Source organism: Xanthobacter sediminis (assembly GCF_043195015.1).
Classification (GTDB): domain Bacteria; phylum Pseudomonadota; class Alphaproteobacteria; order Rhizobiales; family Xanthobacteraceae; genus Xanthobacter.
This window is the reverse complement of record NZ_JBAFWH010000003.1, coordinates 229,910-250,595: the sequence shown is the minus strand read 5'-3', so window position 1 is coordinate 250,595 and position 20,686 is coordinate 229,910. Positions and strand designations below refer to the sequence as shown.

The 20,686-nt window shown below is 70.8% G+C and carries 23 protein-coding genes; 16 read left to right on the top strand and 7 right to left on the bottom strand.

The features are described 5' to 3' along the window. The gene (locus V5F61_RS05220; protein ID WP_393987603.1) at positions 1–441 is read left to right on the top strand and encodes an NfeD family protein; all 441 of its coding nucleotides are present in this window, start codon (positions 1–3) and stop codon (positions 439–441) included. Between the two features lie 92 nt (positions 442–533). Here V5F61_RS05220 and V5F61_RS05215 read toward each other — a convergent pair whose 3' ends face one another. Next, on the bottom strand, positions 534–1,325 hold the full coding sequence (locus V5F61_RS05215; protein WP_393987604.1) for an undecaprenyl-diphosphate phosphatase: 792 nt from the start codon (positions 1,323–1,325) through the stop codon (positions 534–536). A gap of 412 nt (positions 1,326–1,737) precedes the next feature. Here V5F61_RS05215 and V5F61_RS05210 point away from each other — a divergent pair, with 412 nt between their 5' ends. From V5F61_RS05210 to V5F61_RS05190, 5 genes are all read left to right on the top strand, one after another. Then, positions 1,738–2,427 carry a glutathione S-transferase family protein gene (locus V5F61_RS05210; RefSeq protein WP_393987605.1) on the top strand — a complete coding sequence of 230 codons (690 nt, stop codon included), beginning with the start codon at positions 1,738–1,740 and terminating at the stop codon, positions 2,425–2,427. After that, positions 2,424–3,578, top strand: a complete 1,155-nt coding sequence (queG, locus tag V5F61_RS05205; RefSeq protein WP_393987727.1) for a tRNA epoxyqueuosine(34) reductase QueG — start codon at positions 2,424–2,426, stop codon at positions 3,576–3,578. Before V5F61_RS05210 ends, queG begins: the two co-directional genes overlap by 4 nt. A gap of 263 nt (positions 3,579–3,841) precedes the next feature. Continuing rightward, positions 3,842–4,159, top strand: a complete 318-nt coding sequence (locus tag V5F61_RS05200) for a cupin domain-containing protein (protein ID WP_393987606.1) — start codon at positions 3,842–3,844, stop codon at positions 4,157–4,159. After that, complete coding sequence (locus V5F61_RS05195) at positions 4,083–4,535, top strand: TetR/AcrR family transcriptional regulator (protein ID WP_393987607.1); 453 nt, start codon at positions 4,083–4,085, stop codon at positions 4,533–4,535. Before V5F61_RS05200 ends, V5F61_RS05195 begins: the two co-directional genes overlap by 77 nt. Positions 4,536–4,548: 13 nt before the next feature. Then, positions 4,549–4,764: a hypothetical protein gene (locus tag V5F61_RS05190; protein WP_394104014.1), complete on the top strand. Its 216-nt coding sequence runs from the start codon at positions 4,549–4,551 to the stop codon at positions 4,762–4,764. A gap of 42 nt (positions 4,765–4,806) precedes the next feature. Here V5F61_RS05190 and V5F61_RS05185 read toward each other — a convergent pair whose 3' ends face one another. After that, positions 4,807–5,814, bottom strand: a complete 1,008-nt coding sequence (locus V5F61_RS05185) for a sensor histidine kinase (protein ID WP_393987609.1) — start codon at positions 5,812–5,814, stop codon at positions 4,807–4,809. 192 nt (positions 5,815–6,006) lie between these two features. Between V5F61_RS05185 and V5F61_RS05180 the strand changes: the two genes are divergently transcribed. From V5F61_RS05180 to sciP, 10 genes are all read left to right on the top strand, one after another. Continuing rightward, entirely contained in the window at positions 6,007–6,528 is a 522-nt protein-coding gene (locus tag V5F61_RS05180; RefSeq protein WP_393987610.1) for a thermonuclease family protein, read from the top strand. A gap of 198 nt (positions 6,529–6,726) precedes the next feature. Next, positions 6,727–7,338, top strand: coding sequence for a glutathione S-transferase (locus tag V5F61_RS05175; RefSeq protein WP_393987611.1), 612 nt, complete (start codon positions 6,727–6,729; stop codon positions 7,336–7,338). Between the two features lie 4 nt (positions 7,339–7,342). Then, on the top strand, positions 7,343–8,086 hold the full coding sequence (locus V5F61_RS05170) for an MBL fold metallo-hydrolase (RefSeq protein WP_393987612.1): 744 nt from the start codon (positions 7,343–7,345) through the stop codon (positions 8,084–8,086). Then, entirely contained in the window at positions 8,079–8,744 is a 666-nt protein-coding gene (locus V5F61_RS05165) for a uracil-DNA glycosylase family protein (RefSeq protein WP_393987613.1), read from the top strand. Before V5F61_RS05170 ends, V5F61_RS05165 begins: the two co-directional genes overlap by 8 nt. Before the next feature lie 225 nt (positions 8,745–8,969). Then, complete coding sequence (locus V5F61_RS05160; protein ID WP_393987614.1) at positions 8,970–10,118, top strand: Mrp/NBP35 family ATP-binding protein; 1,149 nt, start codon at positions 8,970–8,972, stop codon at positions 10,116–10,118. A gap of 207 nt (positions 10,119–10,325) precedes the next feature. After that, positions 10,326–11,417: a TRAP transporter substrate-binding protein gene (locus tag V5F61_RS05155; RefSeq protein ID WP_393987615.1), complete on the top strand. Its 1,092-nt coding sequence runs from the start codon at positions 10,326–10,328 to the stop codon at positions 11,415–11,417. 227 nt (positions 11,418–11,644) lie between these two features. Continuing rightward, entirely contained in the window at positions 11,645–12,592 is a 948-nt protein-coding gene (locus tag V5F61_RS05150; RefSeq protein WP_393987616.1) for a glycine--tRNA ligase subunit alpha, read from the top strand. Beyond that, positions 12,589–13,191, top strand: coding sequence for a cysteine hydrolase family protein (locus V5F61_RS05145; protein ID WP_393987617.1), 603 nt, complete (start codon positions 12,589–12,591; stop codon positions 13,189–13,191). Before V5F61_RS05150 ends, V5F61_RS05145 begins: the two co-directional genes overlap by 4 nt. Positions 13,192–13,200: 9 nt before the next feature. Beyond that, complete coding sequence (glyS, locus tag V5F61_RS05140; RefSeq protein WP_393987618.1) at positions 13,201–15,282, top strand: glycine--tRNA ligase subunit beta; 2,082 nt, start codon at positions 13,201–13,203, stop codon at positions 15,280–15,282. 370 nt (positions 15,283–15,652) lie between these two features. Beyond that, entirely contained in the window at positions 15,653–15,928 is a 276-nt protein-coding gene (sciP, locus tag V5F61_RS05135; RefSeq protein WP_138397733.1) for a CtrA inhibitor SciP, read from the top strand. Between the two features lie 300 nt (positions 15,929–16,228). On the opposite strand, the gene phnN is transcribed toward sciP, so the two are convergent. The 5 genes from phnN to V5F61_RS05110 all read right to left on the bottom strand — a co-directional run bounded on the left by phnN (position 16,229) and on the right by V5F61_RS05110 (position 20,632). Next, positions 16,229–16,822, bottom strand: a complete 594-nt coding sequence (phnN, locus tag V5F61_RS05130; protein WP_393987619.1) for a phosphonate metabolism protein/1,5-bisphosphokinase (PRPP-forming) PhnN — start codon at positions 16,820–16,822, stop codon at positions 16,229–16,231. Beyond that, positions 16,819–17,958 (bottom strand): alpha-D-ribose 1-methylphosphonate 5-triphosphate diphosphatase, encoded by a 1,140-nt coding sequence (locus tag V5F61_RS05125; RefSeq protein WP_393987620.1) that lies wholly within the window; start codon positions 17,956–17,958, stop codon positions 16,819–16,821. The genes phnN and V5F61_RS05125 overlap by 4 nt, the downstream gene beginning before the upstream one ends. Before the next feature lie 174 nt (positions 17,959–18,132). Continuing rightward, positions 18,133–18,888, bottom strand: coding sequence for a phosphonate C-P lyase system protein PhnL (phnL, locus tag V5F61_RS05120; protein ID WP_393987621.1), 756 nt, complete (start codon positions 18,886–18,888; stop codon positions 18,133–18,135). Beyond that, positions 18,885–19,688, bottom strand: coding sequence for a phosphonate C-P lyase system protein PhnK (gene phnK, locus V5F61_RS05115; RefSeq protein ID WP_393987622.1), 804 nt, complete (start codon positions 19,686–19,688; stop codon positions 18,885–18,887). The genes phnL and phnK overlap by 4 nt, the downstream gene beginning before the upstream one ends. Next, complete coding sequence (locus tag V5F61_RS05110) at positions 19,685–20,632, bottom strand: alpha-D-ribose 1-methylphosphonate 5-phosphate C-P-lyase PhnJ (RefSeq protein WP_393987728.1); 948 nt, start codon at positions 20,630–20,632, stop codon at positions 19,685–19,687. The genes phnK and V5F61_RS05110 overlap by 4 nt, the downstream gene beginning before the upstream one ends. Positions 20,633–20,686 lie beyond the last annotated feature (54 nt).

The window sequence follows — 20,686 nt, the reverse complement described above, 5'->3', positions numbered from 1 at the left end:
ATGAGCCTCCTCTCCGGCCTCGGGCCATGGGCCTGGTTCGTGCTCGGCGGCGCGCTGCTGGTGGCCGAGATCGCGGTGCCCGGCGCCTTCCTGCTGTGGCTCGGCCTCGCGGCCCTGGCCACCGGCGCCCTCTCCTATGTGGCGGACCTGCCCTGGCAGGGGGAGGTGCTGGCCTTTGCCGCGCTGGCGGTGGTGGCGGTGCTGGTGGGGCGCAAGGTCTCGCCCGCGCCCGGCAAGGCTTCCGACCGGCCGTTCCTGAACCGGCGGGCGCAGTCCTTCGTGGGCCGCGTGTTCACCTTGGAAGAGCCCATCATGGGCGGCACTGGCCGCGTGCGCATCGACGACACGGTGTGGCGCGTCGCCGGGCCCGACGCGGCGGCCGGCACCGACGTGCGGGTGGTGGGCGTGGACGGGACGGTGCTGAAGGTGGAGCCCGCCTGAGGGCCCCGGCCTTCGCCCGGATTCGCCGCACGAAAAAGCCCGCCGGAAGCGCTCCCGGCGGGCCGAAACCCTGGTCTTCGCGGGCGCGGGGCTCAGCCCACCAGCGCGAGCCCGATCAGCCCGGCGATGCCCACCGCGATACGCCACCAGCCGAACGGCTTGTAGCCATGGCGGGACACGAAATCGAGCAGCGAGCGCACCACCATCACCGCCGCGCAGAAGGCCGCCACGAAGCCGATGACGATGAGCAGCCCATCATCGAAAGAGAGCGCGGCGCGGTTCTTGTAAAGGTCGTAGGTGAAGGCCCCGAGCATGGTGGGCAGGGCGAGGAAGAAGGAGAATTCCGCCGCCGCGCGCTTGTCGACGCCCATCAACATGGCGCCCACGATGGTGGAGCCCGAGCGCGACATGCCGGGGATCATCGCGAGGCACTGCCAGAAGCCGATCTTCAGCGCCACCGGCCAGGGCAGGCCCATGGCGTTGTTGTAGCGCGGCTCGGGCACCAGCTTGTCGATGAACAGCAGCACGATGCCGCCGAAGATGAGCGTGCAGCAGATCAGCACCGGCGTCTCGAACAGCACGCTCTTGATGAAGCCATGGGCCAGCGCCCCGATGACCGCCGCCGGCAGGAAGGCCAGCACCACGCCCATGACGAACCGCCGCGCTCCGGGGCTGGAAGGCAGCATCTTCGCCACCCGCACGAAGCGCTCGAAATAGACCGTGAGGATGGCCAGCACCGCGCCGAGCTGGATCAGCACCTCGAAGGTGCGCCCCGTGCTCTCGAAGCCCATGAAATGCCCGAGCAGCAGGATATGGGCGGTGGAGGAGACGGGGATGAACTCGGTCAGGCCCTCCACGAGGCCGAGCACGAGCGCTTCAAACATGTCGCCGAGGGTCATTGGAGAGGACGATCCGAAGGAGGGAGACGGAAGGGCGCGGCGCGACCGCGCGCCATGCTGGCGCAGAGCCATTAAGCTCCGATTACGCCGCGCGCCACCCCTGACGCTGCGTCGCCTGCCACCATCGGCATCGGCAAGCGGTAGACCCCTGCCGCATGCACAAACATTCCCCAGCGCAACCCCTTGCGGCGGGCGGCCGCCGGCTCTAGACCGCGAGGGACAGCACGCATCCGCCGCCGTTTGGCGTTCCGTTCACGATGCGGGCGGAGATTTCCACCGGCCCTGCCGCAATGCGGCGTACGGATCCCGGAATGGAACCAATCGGAAAGAATCCGCCCCTAAACATGAAGGGGCCGGGTGAGCGCGCGGCGCTCGAACGCCCCGGCGAATAAGCCTCATGTATCTGCACCATCATCCCTTCTGCCCCCATTCCCGCTTCGTCCGCCTGCTGCTCGCCGAGTACGGGCTGGAACCGGAGCTCGTGGAAGAGCGGGTGTGGGAGCGCCGGCCGGGCTTCCTCGCCCTCAATCCGGCCGGCGAGACGCCCGTGGTCGTGGAGGAGCAGTGCGCCTCCGTGCCCGGCGCCACCATCATCGCCGAATATCTGGATGAGACCCGCGGCCTCGCCCTGGCGGACCATCGCCTGCTGCCGGAAAACCCCGGCGAGCGGGTGGAGGTGCGCCGCCTCACCAGCTGGTTCCACGAGAAGATGTACGTGGAATCCACCGAGCCTTTGGTGCGCGAGCGCATCCACAAGCGCTACATGACCCGCCAGCAGGGCGGCGGCCCGCCGGACGCCACCGCGCTGCGCATGGCCCGCACCAATCTGCGCTACCACCTGAAATACATCGGCTGGCTCGCCAAGGCCCGCAAGTGGCTCGCCGGCGAGCGGCTGAGCCAGGCGGACCTCGCCGCCGCCGCCCACCTCTCGGTGGCGGACTATCTGGGCGACGTGCCCTGGGACGAGGACGAGCACGCGCGGGACTGGTACGCGCGCATCAAGTCGCGCCCCACCTTCCGCGCCCTGCTGAACGAGAGCATTCCGGGCATGCCGCCCTCCAAGACCTACGCGGACCTGGATTTCTGAAGCCCCCGCCGACCCCGGAGGCGCTCAGGGCGCGCATCCTCGACCTCGCCCGCGCGGAGGGGTTCGACGCCGTCGGCATCGCCGATCCGCGCGCCGGCCTGCCCGCGGGCGGGCGCCTTGCCCAATGGGTGGAGGACGGCGCCCACGGCGACATGGCCTGGATGGCCGAAACCCTGGAACGCCGCGCCGATCCCCTCGCGCTGTGGCCCGACATGCGCGCGGTGGTGATGCTCGGCCTCAATTACGGGCCGCGCGAGGACCCCCGCGCCGCGCTCGCGGACCGCGCGGCCGGCGCCGTCTCGGTCTATGCGCGCGGAGAGGATTATCACGAGGTCATCAAGCCCAGGCTGAAGCGCATCGCCCGCGCGCTGCTGGCTGAGGCCGGAGGCGGCGACGTGAAGGTGTTCGTGGACACCGCCCCCCTCATGGAGAAGCCGCTGGCGGCGGCGGCGGGGCTCGGCTGGCAGGGCAAGCACACCAACCTCGTCTCGCGTCCGTTCGGCTCCTGGCTGTTCCTCGGCGCCATCGCCACCACTCTGGAGCTGCCGTTCGACACGCCCGAGCGCGACCATTGCGGCTCCTGCCGCGCCTGCCTCGACGCCTGCCCCACGGGCGCCTTCCCCGCCCCCTACCGGATCGACGCGCGACGCTGCGTCTCCTACCTCACCATCGAGCTGAAGGGGCCCATCCCGCGCCCGCTGCGCCCGCTGGTGGGCAACCGCATCTACGGCTGCGACGACTGCCTCGCGGCCTGCCCCTGGAACAAGTTCGCCGTGGCGGGCCATGAGGCGAAGCTCGCCGCCCGCGCCGAGAACGACGCCCCGCCCCTCGCGGAGCTGGTGGCGCTGGACGACGACGCCTTCCGCGCCCGCTTCCCCAAGAGCCCGGTCAAGCGGGTGGGGCGCGACCGCTTCATCCGCAACGTGCTCGTCGCCATGGGCAATGCCGCCGGCTGTGCCGAGGCCCCGGCCTTCGCCCCCTTGGCCGCCGCCCGGCTCGCCGATGCCTCGCCCTTGGTGCGCGGCGCGGCGGTATGGGCGCTGGCGCGCCTGCTGCCGCCCGCCGAGCTGCGGGCCCTCGCGGCGCGCCATGCGCCGGAGGAGAGCGACGACACCGTGCTTGCCGAATGGCGGGCCGAAGGCGCGATCTGACCGGCCGCACGGGTGGCCCGCCCGTCGCCGCAGGAGCAAGCGGCATCGCCTCTCGCCGCGTGACAGCTTCGCTGTCCCGGCACCACGGGGCGCGGAGGGTGTTCTTTCCGAAAAGCAGAGATCCGCAAAGACGGCGGCCAAGGCCAGCCGTGCGCGGCCATGTCAGCCACGGCGAGATCGATCCGATGGCTGCGGCACGCGGCGCCTGACTACCTAATGAACGTGAATGAGCTCGCGATCATCCGCAATGATCGAGTGACCCCATGATCCTGGCGCAGCATAAGAATCGCGATTGGTCCGACACCGGCATCGCGGGCATTCAGACCAGCCAGACCTGGGCCGGCGCCGAGGGTGACGGCGGCTATTTCGCCCGGTTCGCGGCCGGCGCCCGCTTTCCCCGGCACGCCCACCACGGGAGGGAGCAGATCCTGGTCCTGAACGGCGCCGTCCGCTTCAATGAGGTGGTGATGCGGGCCGGCGACGTGCTGCAGGTGCAGCGTAGCGATGAACACGAGGCGGTTGCGCCGGAAGAGACGCTGCTGTTCGTCGCGCACCACGGCGGCATCGACTTCGTGGAATGAACCAAATGGCATCAGCGACCAAGGCCCCTTCCCCGCTGACGCGGGAGCCATCCTGGGCGCCGCCATCCGCCTGTTCCAGCAGCGCGGGTTCAGCGGCCTCGGCATGCGCGAGATCGCGGCGTTCCTCAAGATCGAGGTGCCCAGCCTTTACCACCACTTCTCCTCCAAGGAGGCGTTGGCGCAGCAGGCGTTCGAGCAGTATCGGGAGAACCAGGCCATTCGCCTGCGGGCGATCGAGGATCTGGGCGATTTGGCCGGGAGGCTGAAAGCCTATGCGGCGCTTTTTCGCGGAGATGCTGGGCGATGGGCGTCGCCCCTGCCTGTATCTGGTCATGGTGCGGGCACCCGCGTTCCAGGCGCCCTGCGGCGCCACTGAATTGAAGCAGCTCGTGGCGCAGAACACGCAGTGGCTGGCAGGGATCCTGCACCGGGCCGGCGGGACGCCAAGGCCCGCGCCCGGGATGTCGGAGCGCGAGCTGGCGGAGATGATCTTCGCCTCGCTTGAAGGGATGATGGCGCTTTCACTTGCCGATCCGGAGCCTGAAGCCTCATTCCGGAGACGATCGGACGGTTTCATCTCATTCGTGACCGCGGCATTTGCTTAAAGGCGCAGGCCGGGAAGCCACGGGCTTGCCCGAGGCTCTGTGCTATGCCGGCGTCCCGAGGGCGCGGCCGGCGGGGAAGGTGACGCGGGCGCGGGTGCCGCCGCCGGCGCGGCGCACCAGGGTCAGCTCGCCGCCGTGCAGCACCGCCAGCGCGCGCACGATGGCGAGCCCCAGGCCCGCCCCGCGCCCGCTGGTCACGTCGAGCCGGCTCTCGCGGTGGCGCAGCTCCTCCAGCGGCAGCTCGCCCTCGCTCACCCCGGCGCCGGTGTCCTCCACCGCCAGGAAGGGCGCGCCGGTCTCGTCGCGGCCGGTGACGAGCCGCACCGTGCCGCCCGCGGGCGTGAATTTCACCGCATTGGCCAACAGGTTGAGGGCGATCTGCCGCACCGCGCGCTCGTCGCCCCACAGCCGCACCGTGCCGCCGGCCTCCTGGGCGAGAGTGATGCGGCGGGCGGCAGCATCGGGCCGCAGCATGGCGAGGCACTCCTGCCCGAGCCGCTCCAGGTGCACCGGCGTCTCCAGCAACACCCGGTGGCCGCTCTCGATGCGCGCGAGGTCCAGGAGGTCGTCGGCCAGCGCCAGCAGGTGGCGGCCGGAGGACAGGATATCGCGCGCATAGCCGCCATAGGCCGGCACGGCGTGGGGGCCCAGCACCTCGTCGGCCATCATCTCGGAAAAGCCCATCACCGTGTTGAGGGGCGTGCGCAACTCATGGCTCATTTCCGCCAGGAAGCGCGATTTGGCGAGGCTCTCCGCCTCCGCCTTGGCGCGGCCGGCCTCGGCGGCGGCGAGGCGGGCTTCAAGGCGCGCCCGCTCGCGTTCCGCGGCCGACACCCGAACGGCGAGAGCGATGCCGGCTGCCAGGGCCGCGCCACCGGCGACGACGCCCGCAAGGATGCCGCCGAACACGAAGGCGCAGCTCCCCGCCCCCAGACCCACCACGAGCGCAAGCCCACCGGCGAGCACCAGGCCGCGCGCAGGCGCGACGCCGCCCGCGCCTGCGGCGGAGCCGGGCGTGTCGGTCACCCGGAACCGAACGGAGCCGTGCATGCGTACCTGTGGCGCTTCCCGCCGCTCCCTGGCCCGGACGGCGGCGCCAAAGGCCGGCCGCCGCCGTGGATGAACCTTCCAACGGATCTTCCGTTTCCTCGCCGAAAGGCGGTTAACGAACCGTTAAGGCTCCCCCGTCCAGGCTCGCCCGTCAACCACCACAACCGGCCCGGCGGCCGGAACGGGAGCTGCATGCGCATCCTCGACACCGCTCTCGCGTTTGCGCTCCTCGCCACGCTGGCGGCGGCGGTGGCGTGGATGGAACGCGGAAGCGCGCTTTCCGGCGCCGCGCGGGCGGTGGATGGCGACACGCTGGAGCTCGACGGCCGGCGCATCCGCCTCGAAGGGATCGACGCGCCCGAGCTGCACCAGAGCTGCGGGCGCGCGGAGGGCGGCGCCACCATCTCCTGGCCCTGCGGCGCGGCCGCGCGCACGGCGCTGGCGGAGCTGGCGCGGCTTGGTCCCCTCACCTGCGCGACGAAGCGGAACGACGCCTATGGCCGCGCCCTGGCCCGCTGCACCGCCCGCGGCCCCGGCGCGGAGACCGAAATCGACCTGGGCGCCGAGATGGTGCGACGGGGGCTGGCCGTCTCCTACGGCCGCCACGGCTACACGGCGGAGGAGGCGCAGGCGCGCGCCGCCGGACGCGGCCTGTGGGCCGGGCCGTTCCAGCAGCCGCGCGACTTCCGCGCCGCCCATCCGCGCGCCGGCTGAGGCCCGCGCGGGGGGAGCGGGGCACGCACCGTCCTTGCGCGCCGAGGCGCGGCGTGATCTCTCGGCAGGCGCCGGGCAACGCCCCGCCCAAGAGAAGCCACGGCCAAGGGACACCCAAGCCAAGAGAAGCCCAAGCCAGGAGACCCCCGGCCAAAAGACACGCAACCAAGAGACACCCCTGCCAGGAGACGCCACGCCATGAAGCTCCACGACACCGCCCGCGCCCCGAACCCGCGCCGGGTGCGCATCTTCCTGAGCGAGAAGGGCATTACGGTGCCGCTGGCGCCGGTGGACCTCGGCAAGCTCGAGCACAAGGCGGAGTCCTTCACCCGCCTCAACCCGCGCCAGCGGGTGCCGGCGCTGGAGCTGGACGACGGTACCGTCATCGCCGAAAGCATCGCCATCTGCCGCTATTTCGAGGCGCTCCAGCCCGAGCCCAACCTGTTCGGCCGGAGCCCGCTGGAGCAGGCCCTGGTGGAGATGTGGCAGCGGCGGGTGGAGCTGGAGCTGCTCACGCCGGTCATGGCCGTGCTGCGCCACCTCAACCCCGCCATGGCGGCCATGGAGGTGCCCCAGGTGCCCGAATGGGGCGAGGCCAACCGGCCCCGCATCTCCGCCTTCCTCGAATTCCTGGACACGGAGCTGGCGGAGCGCGCCTATGTGGCGGGCGAGCGCTTCACGGTGGCCGACATCACCGCCGTCGTCGCCGTCGACTTCATGCGCGCCATCCGCGCCGAGGTGCCCGAGAGCCTCACCCACATCCGGCGCTGGCGCGACATCGTCTCCCAGCGCCCCAGCATGAAAGCGTGACCCGATGCGATTGACGGTAGCCGGCTGCGGCGATGCCTTCTGCTCCGGCGGGCGCAGCAACACCTGCTACGTGGTGGAAACCGGCGAGAGCGTGCTCGCGCTCGACTTCGGCGCCACCGCCCCGCTGGCGCTCGGCCGGCTGGGCATCGACACCGCCCGCCTCGACATGGTCGTGCTGAGCCACCTGCACGGCGACCATTTCGGCGGCCTGCCCATCCTCCTCCTCGACGGCCAGATCGCGCGCCCGCGCAGCCGGCCGCTCCTCATCGTCGGTCCGCCCGGCACGCGGGCGCGGCTCGACACCCTCATGGAGGCCATGTTCCCCGGCATGGGCGCGACCCCCTGGCGCTTCCCGTGGCGGGTGGAAGAGGTGGCGCCCGGCGCCACCGCCGCCTTCGGCCCGCTGACCCTGACCACCGCCGAGGTGCGCCATTCCGCCGGGGCGCCCGCCACCGCCCTGCGGCTGACCGACAGGGCGCGCACCCTCGCCTTCTCCGGCGACACGGAATGGACCGACGCCCTCGGCCCCATCGCGCGCGACGCCGATCTCTTCATCTGCGAGTGTTCCGCCTTCGAGAACCCGCCCCCCGGCCACATGGCCTACCGCACCCTCGCCGCCCGCCGGGCGGAGCTTGCGGCCGGCCGCGTGCTGCTCACCCACATGGGCGCCGACATGCTGGCGCGGCGGGACGAGGTGGACGCCGCCCGGTTCCTGCTCGCCGAGGACGGCCTCGTGCTCGATGTCTGACAGCACGCTCGACGCCCTCGTGGCGCGCATCCGCGCCTGCCGGGTGTGCGTGGAGGCGCCGCGCGGGGCGCCGCTGCCCCAGGCGCCGCGCCCGGTGCTGCGGGTGTCCGCCACCGCGCGCATCCTGGTGGCGAGCCAGGCGCCCGGCACCAGGGTGCATGCCAGCGGCCTGCCCTTCACCGATGCCTCCGGCGACCGGCTGCGCGCCTGGATGGGCGTGAGCGCGGACGAATTCTACGACGTGGCGCGTATCGCCATCGCCCCCATGGGCTTCTGCTTTCCCGGCCAGGACGCCAAGGGCGCCGACCTGCCGCCCCGGCGCGAATGCGTGGCCACCTGGCACGACGCCCTGTTCGCCGCCTTGCCGCCGTTCCGCCTGGTGCTGGCGGTGGGCCGGCCGGCGCAGGCCTATCACCTGCGGCGGCTCGGCCTGCCCCACCTCGTGGGCGCCAGCCTCACGCAGACGGTGGCGGGGTGGCGGGACGTGCGGGCCGAGGGCGCGCGACTGCCCCGGCCGGTGATCCTCTATCCCCTGCCCCATCCCTCCTGGCGCAACACCGGCTGGCTGAAGCGCAATCCCTTCTTCGAGGCCGAGCTGCTGCCGGAGCTGAAGGCCGACATCGCCCGCATCCTGCGGCTCGGGGCGGAGGCCGGGTGAAGCGACAACGCCCCTTTTGTCTCGCCGGCATGCAATATCTTGCTTGCGCCCGAAGCCTGGGCGCGCAAATTGCCTTTTGCTTGAGCAACGCTCATTAGTGAGGCTTTGCATAAGGGTCGCATCGTGCGAAGCAAGAGCACATTCGATTGGTTCCAGAGTGCCGCACGCGCGCTCGGCGCCCTTCTGCCGGGCGCTGGCGCAGGCCTGCGGCGCGGGAGAGACGAGATGGCCGACAACGGCGCAGCCGAAACCGCCGCGGTGACCGAGGAGGCCGTGCGCGCCGCCCTCAAGCAGGTGCGGACGCCGGAAGGCGTGCCCCTTTCCGCCTCCCCCGCCCTCGCCGGCGTGGTGGTCACCTCCGGCAAGGCCTATCTGTCCATCAACGTGGACCCCGCCCAGGCCCGCGCCTGGGAGGACGTGCGCATGGCCGCCGAGAAGGCCGCCGCCGCCGTGCCGGGGGTGGCCTCGGCCCTGGTGGCGCTCACCGCCGAGCGCGCGCCCGCCGCCGCGCGGCCCGCTCCGGCACCGGCTCACGGCCATGCCCACGCCCCGGCCGCGCCCAGGGGCACCGCCGTGCCCGGGGTGAAGGCCATCATCGCGGTGGCCTCGGGCAAGGGCGGCGTGGGCAAGTCCACCACCTCCATCAACCTCGCCCTGGGCCTGCGCGACCTGGACCTGAAGGTGGGCCTGCTCGACGCCGACATCTACGGCCCCTCCCTGCCCCGCCTCGCCGGCCTCAGCCAGAAGCCGGAGATGGAGGACGGCAAGACCATCATCCCCCTCGAGAATTTCGGCCTGAAGCTGATGTCCATCGGCTTCCTGGTGGAAGAAGAGACGCCGATGATCTGGCGCGGCCCCATGGTGATGAGCGCCATCACCCAGATGCTGCGCGACGTGAAGTGGGGCCCGCTCGACGTGCTGGTGGTGGACATGCCCCCCGGCACCGGCGACGCCCAGCTCACCATGGCGCAGAATGTGAACCTCGCCGGCGCCGTCATCGTCTCCACCCCGCAGGACCTCGCCCTCATCGATGCCCGGCGCGGGGTCGCCATGTTCGAGAAGGTGAACGTGCCCATCCTGGGCGTGGTGGAGAACATGGCCTATTTCGTGTGCCCCCATTGCGGCGGGCGCTCGGACATCTTCGGCCACGGCGGCGCCCACGCGGAGGCGGACAAGCTCGGCGTGCCCTTCCTGGGTGAGATCCCGCTGAAGATGCGGATCCGCGAGATGTCGGACGCCGGGCTCCCGGTGCTGGTGTCCGATCCCGAGGGAGAGGAGGCGGCGGCCTATCGCCATGTGGCGGCGGGCGTGAAAGCCGCGCTCGACCGCCTGGAGACCGGCGCCAAGGCCGCGCCGCGCATCGTCATCGAGTAACGCGAGTAATTTTATTCCGCGATTTGTGGTGTTGGCGCACTTTTGAGTGCGCCAACACCGTTTTTGCGGTGCAAACATACTTTCCCTTTGCGGAAGGCCGCTCTAGACAGGTCCTTGATGCCGCCTCGCCCCGCGTGACTCACCCGAAGGTGAGACAGCCAGGGTGACGGGACGCGTCGCGAAAGACGTCCTAGGGAGCCGCCTCGCATGAAACGCCGTGATTTCCTGACCGCCGCCGGTGCCGGCGTCGCCGCCTCCACCGCCGTGGCCATGCCGGCCATCGCCCAGTCGATGCCGGAAGTGAAGTGGCGCTGCACCTCTTCCTTCCCGAAGTCGCTCGACACCATTTACGGTGCCGCCGAGCTGATGGCGAAGAGCGTGGCCGAAGCCACCGACGGCAAGTTCCAGATCCAGGTGTTCGCGGCCGGCGAGATCGTGCCGGGCCTGCAGGCCCTCGACGCGACCCAGAACCGGACCGTCGAGATGTGCCACTCGGCCTCCTATTACTATGTGGGCAAGGACCCGACCTACGGGCTCGGCACCGCCATCCCCTTCTCCCTCAACACCCGGCAGATGAACTCCTGGTTCCTGTTCGGCAACGGCCTCACCCTGCTGAACGACTTCTACAAGAAGCAGGGCGTCTACATGCTGCCCGGCGGCAACACCGGCGGCCAGATGGGCGGCTGGTTCCGCAAGGAAATCAAGAACGTCGCCGACCTCCAGGGCCTCAAGATGCGCATCGCCGGCATGGGCGGGCAGGTGATGGCCAAGCTCGGCGTGGTGCCGCAGCAGCTCGCCGGCGGCGACATCTACCCGGCGCTGGAGAAGGGCACCATCGACGCCGCCGAGTGGGTGGGCCCCTATGACGACGAGAAGCTCGGCCTCTACAAGGTGGCACAGTATTATTACTATCCCGGCTGGTGGGAAGGCTGCGCGGCACTGAACTTCTTCTTCAACCTGGATGAGATCGAGAAGCTGCCGAAGGCCTACCGCGCGGCGCTCACCGCCGCCTGCGCCCGCGCCAACGAGAGCATGCTCGCGAGCTACGACGCCAAGAACCCCATCGCCATCCAGAGCCTGGTGAAGGCCGGCACCCAGCTGCGCCGCTACCCCAACGACGTGCTGGACGCCGCCTACAAGGCCGCCCACGCGCTCTATGACGAGATCTCCGCGAAGAACCCCGAATTCAAGAAGATCTGGGACGACGTGAAGGTGTTTCGCAACAACGGCTATCTGTGGTGGCAGATCGTCGAGTTCACCTACGACGACTTCATGGTGCGCGCCCGCACCCGCGGCTGATCCCGCAGCCCGCCCCATGGAGCCCCGGCGCCCCCGCGCCGGGGCTCCTGCTTTTTCGGGAGGGGCGCGGCCACCGGCCATCGCCCGGGATTCCTGAATCCACGCATTTTCTTCACGCGAACCGGTATCCACTGCGCGCGAAAATGCTCTAGTGTCCGCCCGCGCGGCGGCGCGGACGGCCGGTTCCGGCCCTGCGCCCGTTCGCCCGTCTTCTCGCGAGCTTTTCGATGATCGATCCCGCCCTTCCGCCCCACATGCGGCCCGACCGCTCCTTCCAGGCCCTGCTGCTGACCCTCCAGCGCTTCTGGGCGGACCAGGGCTGCGTGATCCTCCAGCCCTACGACATGGAGGTGGGCGCGGGCACCTTCCACCCGGCCACCACGCTGCGGGCGCTGGGCCCGAAGCCCTGGAAAGCGGCCTATGTGCAGCCCTCGCGCCGGCCCAAGGACGGGCGCTACGGCGAGAACCCCAACCGGCTCCAGCATTATTACCAGTTCCAGGTGATCCTGAAGCCCTCGCCGGCCAATCTCCAGGAGCTGTACCTGAAGTCGCTGGCCGCCATCGGCGTGGACCTCGCCCTCCATGACGTGCGCTTCGTGGAGGACGACTGGGAGAGCCCGACGCTGGGCGCCTGGGGTCTCGGCTGGGAATGCTGGTGCGACGGCATGGAGGTGTCGCAGTTCACCTACTTCCAGCAAGTGGCCGGCTTCGAGTGCGCGCCGGTGGCGGGCGAGCTGACCTACGGCCTGGAGCGCCTCGCCATGTACGTGCAGGGGGTCGAGAACGTCTACGACCTCAACTTCAACGGCCGCGAGGGCGCGGAGAAGACCACCTACGGCGACGTCTTCCTCCAGGCCGAGCAGGAATATTCGCGGCACAATTTCGAGCATGCCGATACCGACATGCTGCTGGAGCAGTTCCGCATGGCGGAGAGCGCCTGCAACAAGTATCTCGCCGCCGGCGACGCCGGCGAGACGCACCTGATGGCGCTGCCGGCCTATGACCAGTGCATCAAGGCCTCCCATGTCTTCAACCTGCTCGATGCGCGCGGCGTCATCTCGGTGACCGAGCGGCAGAGCTACATCCTGCGCGTGCGCGAGCTGGCCAAGGCCTGCGGCGCGGCCTGGCTCAAGACCGCCGGCGGCGGGGCTGAAACGAAGGAGAATGCGGCATGAGTGGCGCGAAAACCCTGTTCCAGCTCGCCGGCGTGCCGCAGGCGAAGCCGGCCCTCTCCGAATGCGCCGTGGTGGTCATCGACGCCCAGCGCGAATATGTGGACGGCTTCCTGCCGCTCGAGGGGGTGGAGGCCGCGCTTGCCGCCATCGGCCGGCTGCTCGAGGCCGCCCGCGCGGCCGGCGCGCCGGTGATCCACGTGGCCCACAAGGGCGCGGAGGGCTCCGGCGGGCCGTTCGATCCCAAGGGGCCCGGCTTCGCCTTCGCGGCGCCCGCCATTCCCGCGCCGGGCGAAGGGGTGGTGGAAAAGCTTCTGCCCAATTCCTTCGCCGGCACCGACCTTCAGCCCCGGCTCGCCGCCACCGGGCGCAAAAGCGTGATCTTCGTGGGCTTCATGACCCACATGTGCGTGAGCAGCACGGTGCGCGCCGCACTCGATCTCGGCTACGTCTCCTATGTGGCGGGCGACGCCGTCGCCACCCGCGCCCTGCCGGACCCGCTGGGCGGGCCGGACCTTGCCGCGCACGACATCCATCGCACCGCGCTCGCGGAGCTCGCCGACCGCTTCGCCACCGTCGTCACGACGGCCGAGATCGCCTGAAAAGCTGCCATGCCTGATCTTCTGCTCGAACTCTTCTCCGAGGAAATCCCCGCCCGCATGCAGGCCCAGGCGGCGGATACGCTGCGCAAGCTCGTCACCGACGCGCTGGTGGACCGGGGCCTTCTCTACGAAGGCGCGAAAGCCTTCGTGACGCCCCGCCGCCTCGCCCTCGCCGTGCACGGCCTGCCCGGCAAGCAGGCCGACCAGCGCGAGGAGAAAAAGGGCCCGCGCGTCGGCGCCCCCGAGGCCGCGCTCGCCGGCTTCCTCAAGAGCGCGGGGCTTTCCTCCATCGACGAGGCCAAGGTCCAGTCCGACCCCAAGAAGGGCGATTTCTATGTCGCCGTGGTGGAGAAGAAGGGCCGCCCCACGCCCGAGGTGATCGCCGAGATCGTCCCGGACATCATCCGCAGTTTCCCCTGGCCGAAATCCATGCGCTGGGGCACCGGCTCGCTGCGCTGGGTGCGCCCGCTCCACTCCATCCTCTGCACCTTCGGCGCCGAGGGTGACGAGCCGGAGGTGGTGACCTTCGAGGTGGAGGGCATCGTCTCTTCCAACACCACGCGCGGCCACCGCTTCATGGCGCCCGAGCCCTTCACCGTGAAGCGGCTCGACGACTGGATGGCGAAGCTGGAGGCCGCCAGGGTGGTGGCCGACCGCGACCGCCGCAAGGCCATCATCCTCAACGACGCCAAGGACCTCGCGCTCGCCGCCGGGCTGGAGCTGGTGGAGGACGAGGGCCTGCTGGAGGAGGTCTGCGGCCTCGTGGAATGGCCGGTGGTGCTCATGGGCGCGTTCGAGGAACGCTTCCTCGACATTCCCGACGAAGTGATCCGCGCCACCATCCGCGCCAACCAGAAGTGCTTCGTGCTGAAGGACCCCAGGACGGGCCGGCTCGCCAACCGCTTCATCCTGATCTCGAACCTCGTGGCGCGCGACGGCGGGGACGCCATCGTCGCCGGCAACGGGCGGGTCATCCGCGCCCGCCTGTCGGACGCCAAGTTCTTCTGGGACACGGACCGGGCCAACGGCCTCGAAAGCCGCATGCCGAAGTTCCAGCACATCACCTTCCACGAGAAGCTGGGCACCCAGGCCGCGCGCATCGATCGCATCGCCCGGCTCGCCAAGGTCATCGCGCCGCAGGTGGGAGCGGACCCCGCTTTGGCGGAAGAGGCGGCGCTGATCGCCAAGGCGGACCTGCTCACCGAGGTGGTGGGCGAGTTCCCCGAGCTGCAGGGCCTCATGGGCCGGTATTATGCTGAAGGCGAGGGGCTGGCCCCGGAGGTCGCCGCCGCCTGCGAGGAGCATTACAAGCCCCAGGGGCCGAACGACCGGGTGCCCACCGCGCCGGTCTCGGTGGCGGTGGCGCTGGCCGACAAGATCGACACGCTGGTCGGCTTCTGGGCCATCGACGAGAAGCCGACCGGCTCGAAGGACCCCTACGCACTGCGCCGGGCGGCGCTGGGCGTGATCCGCATCATCCTGGAGAACGGGCCGCGACTGCGGCTCGGCGTGCTTATCGCCGCGGCGGCCGCGGGCGGGCTGCCCGCCGGCGGCGGCGAATGGCAGCGCGATCTCCTCTCCTTCTTCGCCGACCGCCTGAAGGTGTATCTGCGGGAAAACGGGGCGCGGTTCGATCTGGTGGACGCGGTGTTCGCCCTGCCCGGCCAGGATGATCTCTTCGAGCTGGTGCTGCGCATGAAGGCGCTGGCGCGCTTCCTGGAGAGCGAGGACGGCAAGACCCTGCTCGCCGGCTATCGCCGCGCGGTGAACATCCTGCGCATCGAGGAGAAGAAGGACGGCCGCGCCTACACCGGCCCCACCAGCGCCGCCCTGCTGAAGGAGGAGGCCGAGGAGAAGCTCGCCGCCGCCATGGACGACGTGAAGGAGCGCGTGGCCGCCGCCCTGGCCGCAGAGAACTTCGAGGCCGCCATGACGGCGCTGGCCGACCTGCGCGCCCCGGTGGACGCCTTCTTCGAGGCGGTGACGGTGAATGCGGAGAATCCCGCCCTGCGCGAGAACCGCCTGAAGCTCCTGGACGAGATCCGCACCGCCACCCGCGCCATCGCCGATTTCGACCGCATCGAGGGGTGACATCAAGGGCCCGTGAATGGGATTCAGGGGCCCTTGGCCAAGCCCGCGCGACGCTTGAGCGAGACCCACTCGGCGCGGGTCCAAGGCCGGAGCCGATGGTGTGAACCCCCCCCCTTTCCCGCACCTGCGACGGCCGCCCCCTGGGCGGCCGTTTGCGTCTGGAGCAGGGCCGGGAAGGGGGCCCCGGCACCGCCGGCAGATGATGAAGAAGCCGGTAACACTTCCGCAAGCATCATTTACTTTCCGGACAGGTTTCCTTCAACCTCCCTTAACACAAGTAAATGATATTTAATTCCAATACTTTAGCGAAATATTCAGCAGCCACCCTCATCTTTGGTCAGGTATAGGCCAGAGTACAGGTGGCGTAACGATGACCGATGCGTATCGGCCGAGAGTGAAGTACGTGATCGGTCCGGATGGTGGTCCCCTCACCATCGCGGACCTGCCGCCGCCGGACACGCGCCGCTGGGTGATCCGGCGCAAGGCGGAAGTGGTGGCGGCGGTGCGGGGTGGCCTCCTGTCCCTGGAGGAAGCCTGCCGGCGCTACACGCTCACGGTGGACGAGTTTCTTTCCTGGCAGGCGTCCATCGATCGGCACGGCCTGCCGGGGCTGCGCACCACGCGCATCCAGCATTACCGGCAATAGGGGCAGGCCCGGCGGCAGCGCCGGTCTTGCAGGACGGCAAAGAGCCGCGGCGCATCCGATGAACGCAAGCTCACCGGATGCGCCCCGGGCCGCCGGCCGGGAGCGGCGTCCCGCCTCACGCGAGGTGGGCCGCCGCTGACACATGAAAGCCGCCTCCGCCCGTTCGCCCGGTCTCACCGGCGGACGGGCTTCTTTTTTCGGGCGCCGATCACGCCAGCGGCCACGCCCTCGACCCGCGCCATGCGAGCTTCGCCCGGACGTGGCCAGAAGCCCCTCGGCCGCACTCCTGCACCCCTGGCGTCAGGCGAGCGCGGCGGAGATGAAATCGCACAGGCGCGCCCCGCCGGCCTCCGGGGTACCGGTATTCTCGATCACGAGGTCCGGCGCCACCGCCAGCTCCGGCTGGCGCGACAGGCGCTCGCGGATGTCAGCCTCCTCCTCGCGGCCACGGGCAGCGAGGCGGGCCGCCCGCACCTCCGGCGGCGCCGTCACCAGCACCACCGCGAGCCGTGCGAAGCGGCGCCGCGCTTCCTCCAGGGTGGCGCGGGAGCCATTCGCCACCACCGCCCCGCCGGCGCGGATCTTCTCGGCCACCTCCGGCCCCAGGGCATAGGAAAGGCCGTGCGCCCGCCACCACAAGGGAAAGCGCCCGGCTGCGCGGGCGGCCTCGAACTCCGCCTCTCCCAGGGTGCCGTGCTGTTCGCCCGCCCCGGCCGGACGGGTGACGAGCCGGCGCGCGAACAGCACCCGCCCCTCCCCGGCGAAGCGGGCGCGGGCGATGTCCAGCAGCGTGTCCTTTCCCGCGCCCGAGGGGCCCACCACCAGGATGAGCGCGCCCGGCCCCGGCACAGGCGGGGGCGCGAGCCCCGGAAGGGTCGAAGGATCGAAGCTCATGCCACCCGCCGCCCCTCGCGATAGACGCTGCGCACCACCGGGATATCACCGAGCGGGGCCACCCGCACCAGATCGGCGCGGCGGCCGGAGGCGATCTCCCCGCGATCATCAAGCCCCGCTGCCTCGGCCGGGATCTTGGTCACCTTCTGCACCGCCTCCGGCAGGGAAATCTCCGGCACTCGCCGCGCGAGGTCGAATGCCGACCACAGCAGGGAGCCGGGCACGTAGTCGGAGGAGAGGATGTCGAGCAGCCCGGCCCGCGCCAGCGCCTCGGCCGAGGCATTGCCGGTGTGGGAGCCGCCGCGCACCAGGTTCGGCGCCCCCATGAGCACGCGGATGCCCGCTTCCCGCGAGAGCCGCGCGGCTTCCTCCGAGGTCGGGAATTCGGCGATGGCGACCCCGTCGCCGATGGCCTCGGCCACGTGCTCGGGGGTGGTGTCGTCATGGCTCGCGGTCACGCAGCCATGGTCGCGGGCGAGGGCGACGAGGCCGGCGCGGTTCGGCCGCGCGTAGCGCGCGTGGTATTCGAGCCGGGTGGCCACGATCACGTCCATCTCCTCGGCCGTGGCCCCGCTCTTCTTCATGTAATAGGCGCGGAACTGCTCGACGCTGGCGAACTGGCGCTGGCCCGGCGTGTGGTCCATGAGGGAGACGAGGTGGACGCGGGCCTTGTCCATGATGGCGGCGGCGTCCTCCACCACCGTGTCGGTGGCCACCTCGCAGCGCAGGTGGATGCGGTGGTCGGCCCGGAGCGCCCCGGCCTTGCCGGCGGCGTCGAGGGCGGCGATGAGGGCCGGCGCGTCGCCATCCATGCCCACCGCCCGCTTGTCCGGCCACACCCGCAGGGAATCGAACACGGTGGTGATGCCCGATGCGGCGATCTGCGCATCATGCGCGAGCACGGCGGCCAGCGGGTTCCACCTCACCTTGGGGCGGGGCGCGAGATGGCCTTCCACATGGTCGGTGTGCAGCTCCACGAGGCCGGGCAGCAGATAGTCTCCGCCGAGGTCCTCCGCGCCGGCCGGCACGGCGCCGGTGCCGATCTCCGCGATGCGGCCATCCACCACGCGCAGGTGGCCTTCGCGCACCTCCCCGGCGAGCACGAGGCGGGCGTTGGCGAGCACCAGTTCGGTCATGTCCTTGTTCCCTTAGAGCATTTTCGAGCGACGTGGAAACCGGCTCGCGTGAAGAAAATGCGTGACCTCAAAAGCTGGAGCGATTTCCGCGCACGGATGAGGGCGGAAATCGCTCCAACGTGCGGCCCCGGCGCGCGGCGGGGGCCGCCGATGGACGGCGCGCCGGCGGCGCGCTCAGGCGGAGAAGCGGGTGACATCCACCACCCGGTCGGCCACCGCCGCGCGGGTGTCGGCGTCGTGGAAAATGCCGAGCAGGGCGCAGCCGGCGGCTTTCTTCTCGGCGATGAGCTCCACCACCACCGCGCGGTTGGCGGCGTCGAGGGAGGCGGTGGGCTCGTCCAGCAGCAGCAGCGGCTGGGCGCCGATGAAGCCGCGCGCCACGTTCACCCGCTGCTGCTCGCCGCCGGAGAAGGTGGCCGGCGGCAGACGCCACAGGCGCTCCGGCAGGTTGAGCCGGGCGAGCAGCCGCCCGGCGCGGGCGCGCGCCTCCTCCCGCTCCACCCCTTCGGCCAGGAGCGGCTCGGCCACCACGTCGAGGGCGGGAACACGCGGGATGACCCGCAGGAACTGACTGACATAGCTGATGCGTTCGCGCCGCAGGCGGATGAGGCGGCGGGCGTCGGCCCGCGCCACGTCCACCACGGTGCCGCCGTCGTCCACCAGGATGCGGCCGGCATCGGTGCGGTAGTTGCCGTAGACCATCTTCAGGATGGAGCTCTTGCCGGCGCCCGAGGGCCCGCCCAGGGCCACGCATTCCCCGGCGAACACCTCGAACGCCGCGCCGGAGACCACCGGCAGCTCCACCCCGCCCTGGAGGTGCAGCGTGAAGCGCTTGGCGATGTCCTCCACCGCCAGCAGCGGGCGCGGCGCGCCGGCGGGCGGCGAAGCGGAACGAAGCGCGGAAGCGGGCGCAGAAGCCGAGGCGGTCATGGCGTGAGCACCGAGGAGACGAGGAGCTGGGTATAGGGCTCGCGCGGGTCGTCGAGCACCTGGTCGGTGAGGCCCTCCTCGATCACGTGGCCGGCCTTCATCACCATGATGCGGTGGGAGAGCAGCCGCGCCACCGCGAGGTCGTGGGTGACGATCACCACTGCGAGGCCGAACTCGGCCACGAGCTGGCGGATGAGGTCGAGCAGGCGCGCCTGCACGGAAACGTCGAGCCCGCCGGTGGGCTCGTCCATGAACACGAGGCGCGGGCGGGTGACGAGGTTCCGCGCGATCTGCAGGCGCTGGCGCATGCCGCCGGAGAAGGTGCGCGGGTCGTCGTCGATGCGATCGGGCGAGATCTCCACCCGGCCCAGCCAGTCGACGGCCTCGGCGCGGATGCGGCCGTAGTGGCGCTCGCCCACCGCCATCAGCCGCTCGCCCACGTTTCCGCCGGCGGAAACGGCCATGCGCAGCCCCTGCTCCGCATGCTGGCGCACGAATCCCCAGTCGGTGCGCAGCAGCAGGCGCCGCTCGCCCTCGGAGAGGGCGGCGAGGTCGCGCGTCACGCCGTCGCGCATGCGGTAGAGCACGCGGCCGGCGCTGGGGGCGAGCTCGGTGGAGAGCAGGCCCAGCAGGGTGGACTTGCCGGAACCGGATTCGCCCACGATGGCGAGCACCTCGCCGGGGTAGAGGGTGAGGTTCACGTCGCCGCAGCCGAGCCGCGCGCCATAGCGGCGGGTGAGGCCCTGCGCGACCAGGAGCGGGGTGTCCGCCGCGCCGGCCGGGGAAAGGGGGGCGTTCACGGGCGACCTCCCGCGGCGGCGGGGGTTGAGGAGAGGGCCTCGGCCGGCGCGGCCGGGGGAGCGGCGGCGGGTGCGGCCGGGGCGTAGGGCGCGCTCATGACGCCGGTGTGGCCCTCCGCCTGCCGGGTGGCGCAATGGTCGGTATCCGAGCACACGAACATGCGCCCCCCGGCATCGTCGAGGATCACCTCGTCGAGATAGACCCCCTCCGCGCCGCACAGGGCGCAGGGCTGTGCGAAGCGCTGCACCGCGAAGGGATGGTCCTCGAAGTCCAGCGGCACCACGCTGGTGTAGGGCGGCACCGCATAGATGCGCTTCTCGCGCCCGGCGCCGAACAATTGCAGGGCCGGGCTCATGTGCATCTTCGGATTGTCAAACTTGGGGATGGGCGAGGGGTCCATCACGTAGCGGCCGTTCACCGTCACCGGATAGGCATAGGTGGTGGCGATGTGGCCGTGGCGGGCGATGTCCTCGTAGAGTTTCACGTGAATCAAACCGTAGTCGGCGAGCCCGTGCAGGCGGCGCGTCTCGGTCTCGCGCGGCTCCAGGAAGCGCAGGGGGTCGGGGATCGGCACCTGATAGACCAGCACCTGCCCGGCCTTCAGCGGCGCCTCGGGAATGCGGTGGCGGGTCTGGATGACGGTGGCGTCCCCGGTGCGGGTGGTGGTGGCGACCCCCGCCGTGGTCTCGAAGAAGGTGCGGATGGCGACCGCGTTGGTGGTGTCGTCCGAGCCCTGGTCGATCACCTTCAGCACGTCGTCGGCGCCGAGGATGGCGGCCGTCACCTGCACGCCGCCGGTGCCCCAGCCGTAGGGCATGGGCATCTCGCGGCCGGCGAAGGGCACCTGGTAGCCGGGGATGGCGATGGCCTTCAGGATCGCCCGGCGGATCATCCGCTTCGTCTGCTCGTCGAGATAGGCGAAGTTGTAGGAGATGGCCGGCATGGCCGCGGGCGCGCTCGAAGCTTGAGGGGCTGGTACCTGAGGGGCTGGTATCGG